At 66.7% G+C, this 6,056-nt stretch carries 5 protein-coding genes; all 5 read left to right on the top strand.

The window, feature by feature from the left end:
* On the top strand, positions 1 to 824 hold an 824-nt coding region (locus tag E4L98_RS28710; RefSeq protein ID WP_135204954.1), incomplete at its 5' end, for a tetratricopeptide repeat protein.
* A gap of 3 nt (positions 825 to 827) precedes the next feature.
* Complete coding sequence (locus E4L98_RS28705; RefSeq protein ID WP_135204953.1) at positions 828 to 2,531, top strand: GspE/PulE family protein; 1,704 nt, start codon at positions 828 to 830, stop codon at positions 2,529 to 2,531.
* On the top strand, positions 2,531 to 3,733 hold the full coding sequence (locus tag E4L98_RS28700; protein WP_135204952.1) for a type II secretion system F family protein: 1,203 nt from the start codon (positions 2,531 to 2,533) through the stop codon (positions 3,731 to 3,733). The genes E4L98_RS28705 and E4L98_RS28700 overlap by 1 nt, the downstream gene beginning before the upstream one ends.
* A 4-nt stretch (positions 3,734 to 3,737) precedes the next feature.
* Entirely contained in the window at positions 3,738 to 5,312 is a 1,575-nt protein-coding gene (locus tag E4L98_RS28695; protein WP_229257616.1) for a hypothetical protein, read from the top strand.
* The coding region (locus E4L98_RS28690) for a hypothetical protein (protein ID WP_135204951.1) at positions 5,309 to 6,056 on the top strand (748 nt) is incomplete at its 3' end. The genes E4L98_RS28695 and E4L98_RS28690, both read left to right, overlap by 4 nt.

Here is a 6,056-nt window from a genome sequence, read left to right as displayed (position 1 = left end):
GGGGCGCTGCCGCGGACGCCAACGCCGCCATGGACGACCCGATGCTGGCCCCGCCCGGCGCCGGCGTCAACCGCGCCGCCCAGCAGGATCTCGAGCGGCGCCTGGCCAAGACCGAACAGGATCTGGCCAGCGCCCAGCAAGCCATCCAGTCCGCGGTGGCGGCCGCCAACGCGCCGCGCCAGGAACAGATGCCACCGCTGGCCGCGCCGGACAATGGCGACATCCGCGTCGCCCGCGCCACCCAGCCGTCGCCGGTCGCGCCCGCGCTGGACAGCGCCTACCAAGCCTTCAACGGCAACGACCTGGCCACCGCCCAGCAGCAGTACGAGGCCGCCCTGGCCCAGGACAACACCAGCCACGACGCCCTGCTCGGCGCGGCGATGGTGGCCGCGCGCCAGGGCCAGAAGGACAAGGCCGCATCGTACTACCTGCGCCTGCTCGAACTGTCGCCCAACGACGCCGACGCCACCGCCGGCCTGGTCGGCCTGCGCCAGGGGGACATCAGCCAGAGCGAAGCGCGCCTGAAGGCCATCCTCAACAACAATCCCGACGCCGCGCCGGTGCTGTTCGCGCTCGGCAACCTGTACGCCCAGCAGGGCCGCTGGTCCGACGCCCAGCAAGCCTACTTCCGCGCGGTGGGCGCGGCACCCGACAATGCCGATTACGCCTACAACCTGGCAATCGGCCTGGACCGCCTGAACCAGCCCAGACTGGCCCTCGGTTACTATCAGCGCGCGCTGGTGCTGGGGCAGGACAAGGCCGTCGGTTTCGACCGCAACGCGCTGCGCAAGCGCATGCACGAACTGAATACCGCCACCCGCTGACCCATGGCCGAACAAGCAAAACTCCCGCTCGGCAAACTGCTGATACAAAAGGGCGTGATCAGCGAAGATCAGCTGCGCATCGCCCTGATCGAACAAAAACGCAGCAATGAACCGCTGGGCAAGCTGCTGATCACGCTCGGCTTCGTCACCGAGGCCACGGTGCGCGAGGCGCTGTCGGAAAACCTCAAGACCCAGAGCGCCGACCTGAACAGCCTGGTGGTGGACGCCGTCGCGCTCAAGCTGATCCCCAAGGAAGTGGCCAAGCGCTACCGCGTGTTCCCCATCGTCTACGAGCGCGCCACCGACAACCTGATCCTGGCCATGTCCGACACCAGCAACATCGTCGCGCTGGACCAGATCAGCGCCATGCTGGTCAAGGGCATCACCATCAAGCCGCTGCTGGTCAACGAGTCCGACATCCAGCGCGCCATCGACCAGTATTACGGCTTCGAGCTGTCGATCGACGGCATCCTGCACGAGATCGAAACCGGCGAGGTCAACTACGCCAGCCTGGGCACCACCTCGGACGAATACAGCCAGCCCATGGTGCGCCTGATCGACGCCATCCTGGCCGACGCGGTGCAGAACGGCGCGTCCGACCTGCACTTCGAGCCGGAGCAATCGTTCCTGCGCATCCGCTACCGCATCGACGGCATCCTGCGCCAGATCCGCAGCCTGCACAAATCGTACTGGCCGGCGATGGCGGTGCGCCTGAAGGTGATGTCCAACATGAACATCGCCGAGACGCGCGCGCCGCAGGACGGCCGCATCTCGATCAAGTTCTCGGGCCGGCAGATCGACTTCCGCGCCTCGGCGCAGCCGACCACGCACGGCGAAAACTTCGTGCTGCGCGTGCTCGACCGCCAGAAAGGCATCGTGCCGCTGGACGGCCTGGGCCTGGGCGAGAATGAACTCAGCCTGCTGAAGCTGATGATCGCCCGTCCCGACGGCGTGATCCTGGTGACCGGCCCGACCGGCTCGGGCAAGACCACCACCCTGTATTCGATCCTCAACCACATCAACACCGAGAGCGTCAACATCATGACGCTGGAAGACCCGGTCGAATACCCGATGAACATGATCCGCCAGACGTCCGTGAACGAATCGGCCAAGATGGGCTTCGCCGAGGGCATCCGCTCGATGATGCGCCAGGACCCGGACGTGATCCTGGTCGGCGAGATCCGCGACAAGGAAACCGCCGACATGGCGTTTGCCGCCGCCATGACCGGCCACCAGGTGTATTCGACGCTGCACACCAATTCCGCCATCGGCGCGATTCCGCGCCTGCTGGACATCGGCGTGCTGGCCGACATCATGGCCGGCAACATCATCGGCATCATCGCCCAGCGGCTGGTGCGCAAGCTGTGCCCGAGCTGCCGCGAGGCGCACATCGCCGACGACATCGAACGCCGCCTGCTCGGCCTGCCCGACGACGCCGGTCCGCAGACGCTGTACCGCCCGGTCGGCTGCGAGCACTGCGCGCACCAGGGCTACAAGGGCCGCATCGCCATCATCGAACTGCTGAAGATGACGCCCGAGCTGGATGAGGCGGTGGCGCGGCGCGCCTCGATCCGCGAACTGCGCACGGTGGCCGCCGCCAGCGGCTACCACAGCCTGGTCGACGACGGCATGCGCCGCGTGCTGGAAGGCGTGACCACGCTGGAAGAAGTGGGCCGCGTGGTCGACCTGACCGAAAGGCTGGGCTGATGCCGCAATATCTCTACCGCGCGATGAACGCCAGCGGCCATATCCAGCCCGGCAATATGGACGCCGCCAACGAGCCCGACCTGGAACTGCGCCTGCACCGCATGGGCCTGGACCTGATCGATTGCCGCGTGTCGCGCGCCAAGGTGATCGCGCTCAAGCGCCTGATCACGCGCAAGGACCTGATCAACTTCTGCTTCCACATGGAGCAGATGACCGGCGCCGGCGTGCCCATCCTCGACGGCCTCAACGACCTGCGCGACAGCATCGACCATCCGCGCTTCCGCGAGATGATCACCGGCCTGATCGAAAACATCGAAGGCGGCCTGCAACTGTCGGCCGCGATGGCCGCCTATCCGGAAGTGTTCGACGCCACCTTCACCAGCCTGATCACCGCCGGCGAGCAGAGCGGCAAGCTGGCCGAGGTGTTCAAGAACCTGTCGGAGACCTTGAAGTGGCAGGACGAACTGGCCTCGCAGACGCGCAAGATCGTCATGTATCCGGCCGCCGTCGGCTTGTTCGTCACCGGTGTGATGTTCTTCCTGATGATCTACCTGGTGCCGCAGCTGACCTCCTTCGTCAAGAACATGGGCAACACCCTGCCGCTGCATACCAGGGCGCTGATCTTCGTCTCCAACATCTTCATCGATTACTGGTACATCCTGCTGGCGCTGCCGCTGATCGCCTTCTTCGGCGGGCGCGCCTGGCTGGCGCAAAGCGAGCAGGCGCGCTACCTGGCCGACGGCCTGAAACTGCGCGTGTGGCTGGTCGGCCCGGTGCTGCACAAAATCATCCTGGCCCGCTTCGCCACCTTCTTCGCCATGATGTACGCCTCCGGCATCACGGTGCTGGAGTGCATCCGGCTGTCCGAAGGCATCGTCGGCAACCGCGTGGTGGCGGCGGCGCTGCGCCGCGCGGGACAGCTGATTTCCGAAGGCTACGGCATCACGGCGGCGTTCCAGCACACCGGCATCTTCCCGCCGCTGGTAATCCGCATGTTGAAGGTCGGCGAAACCACCGGCGGCCTGGACGGCGCCCTGCACAACGTCAGCTATTTCTACAACCGCGAGGTCAAGGAAATGATCGAAAAAGTGCAGTCGATGATCGAACCGGCGATCACCGTGGTGCTGGGCCTGATGGTGGGCTGGATCATGCTGTCGGTGATGGGACCGATCTACGACACCATCAGCAAGATCAGGACGTGAAGCCATGGTGTTCAGCAAACATTTACTCTATCTGAGCGGCGACCAGGCCACTGTCTACCGCTGGCGCCGGGGCAGTCTGACGCAAGGCCCCAGCTTCGCCAACGACGCCGCCGGCATCGACGCCTTCATGGATTATGCCGAAACGCGCAGCGCCAGCCCGTGGTATCTCCTGGCCGACCTGATCGAGGAAGACTTTCAGCGCGTGACGGTGCCGCACGTGCGCGGCGGTGCCGGCCGCCAGCTGATGGCACGCCGCGTGCTGCAGCAGTACCGCGAAACGCCGTTCCGCCATCACGAAATCCAGGGCCGCGAAACAGCCGGCCGGCGCGACGATATCGTGCTGCTGTCGGCGTTGACCAATCCGGGCTCGGTGCTGCCGTGGGCGGAGGCGCTGGAGCAGTTGCAGCGCCCGCTGGCCGGCCTGTATTCGACCACGCTGCTGAGCGAGGACCTGGTGCGCCGCCTGAACCTGCGCGACGCGCATCTGTTGCTGGTGACGCAGCAATCGGCCGGCTGGCGCCAGAGCTATTTCCAGAACGGCATGCTGAAATTCTCGCGCCTGACGCCGGCCATCGACCGCGACGGTAATCCAGTCAACGTCGGCGCCGAGGTGGCCAAGACCCAGCAATTCCTGACCAGCGTGCGCCTGATGGCGCGTGGCAGCATGCTGCACGCGGTGGTGGTCACGCCGGCCGCCGCCAGCAGCGCGGTCGATGCACAGTGCGAGGATGGTCCCGAAACCACCTTCGATTTTCTGACGCTGGAATCGGTGGCCGCCGCAGCCGGTCTCGCCACCGCCGGCGCGCCGCTGGAACAATTGGCCGGCCACCTGGCCGAGCCGGCGCTGCTGGTCCTGCTGGCGCGGCGCAGGCCGGCCAGCCATTACACGCTCGGTCCGCTGCAACGGTATTTCCGCTTGTGGCGCGCGCGCGTCAGCCTGTATGCGCTGAGCGCGGCCCTGACCGTGTGCTGCCTGGGCTGGACCGGCGCCAACCTGTGGCAGGAACACCAGGCCAGCGCCGATACCGTGCGCCTGAACACCGAGGCATCGCAATTCGATCTGCGCTACAAGACCAGCATGGCGGAAATGCCGCCGCGCGTGACCAGCACCGCCAACATGCGCGCCGCCGTCACGGTGGAACGGATGCTGGCCACGCAGTCGGCCTCGCCGCTGGGCATGTCCGCCATCGTCAGCCAGGCGCTCGATGCGGCACCCGACATCCGTCTGTTGCAGCTGGACTGGAAGGTGGACGTGCCGGGTGCCAACCTGCCGCAGCCGGGCCAGGACGGCACCCAGGCACAGCCGATCTCCTCGCTGGTGGCCGGCATTCCGGCGCGGGCGCCGCAGGTGCTGACGCTGGAAGCCGAGGTGCTGGCCGCCCAGGACGATTATCGCCAGGCGGTGGACAGCATGAGCCGCTTCGCGCAGGCGCTGGCCCGTCACCCGCGCCTGACGGTGGAAATCGACAAGCCGCCGGTGGACACACGTTCCTCGGTGCGGCTGGCCGGCAAGGCCGGAACCCAGGCCGCCGCGCCCGAACACGCCAAATTCACCCTCAACCTGGTGTGGAGACCATGAGCACGCATCCCATCACCGGCAAACAGAAGGCCGCGGCCAGCATCGCGCTGCCATACTGGATCAGCGAGATCGGCCTGATCCGCACGGCGGCGCTGACGCTGCTGGCGGCCGTGACCGTGTCGCTGACCGGCGTGCTGCTGAGCGAAATGCAGCTCAGGCAAAGCAGCCAGTGGCAGGAACAGGCGCAGCGCACGCGCGACGCGGCATGGTCGCGCTACTCGCAGGTGGAGCTTGAAAAACGCGACATCCGCAACTTCCAGCGGCGCTTTGTCGCGCTGCACCGGCGCGGCCTGGTCGGCGACGAACGCCGCCTCGAATGGCTGGACGCCATCCGCCAGACCCAGGAACAGCTCAAGCTGCCGCCACTCAGCTATGAGATCGAACCGCAGCAGGCGGTGCACCTGGCCACGCCGGTCGACCTGGGCGAGTTCCAGCTGTACGGCAGCCGCGTGCGCCTGCACATGGAGCTGGTGCATGAGCTGGACCTGTTCAATTTCCTGCAGACGCTGCGCCAGTACGGCTATTTCGCGGTGCAGGATTGCAGCGTCCGGCGGCTGGCCGCGGGGCCCGGCGCCAACAACAACCACCGCCCCCCAAAAACACAAAAAAAAATAAAACAAAAACCCCCCCCCCCCCCCCCCCACCCCGCCCCCCCCCCGCGGGGCCCACCCGCCCGCCCACCCCCCCGCCCGCGGCTGTGTCCGGACCCGATGCAGGCGATAGCAATACTGCCGTTCTTGCACC

It is taken from the genome of Duganella callida (genome assembly GCF_004614165.1).
Lineage (GTDB): Bacteria > Pseudomonadota > Gammaproteobacteria > Burkholderiales > Burkholderiaceae_D > Rugamonas > Rugamonas callida.
Note: the sequence above shows the minus strand (reverse complement) of the source record. Positions and strands in the feature narration are given on the sequence as shown.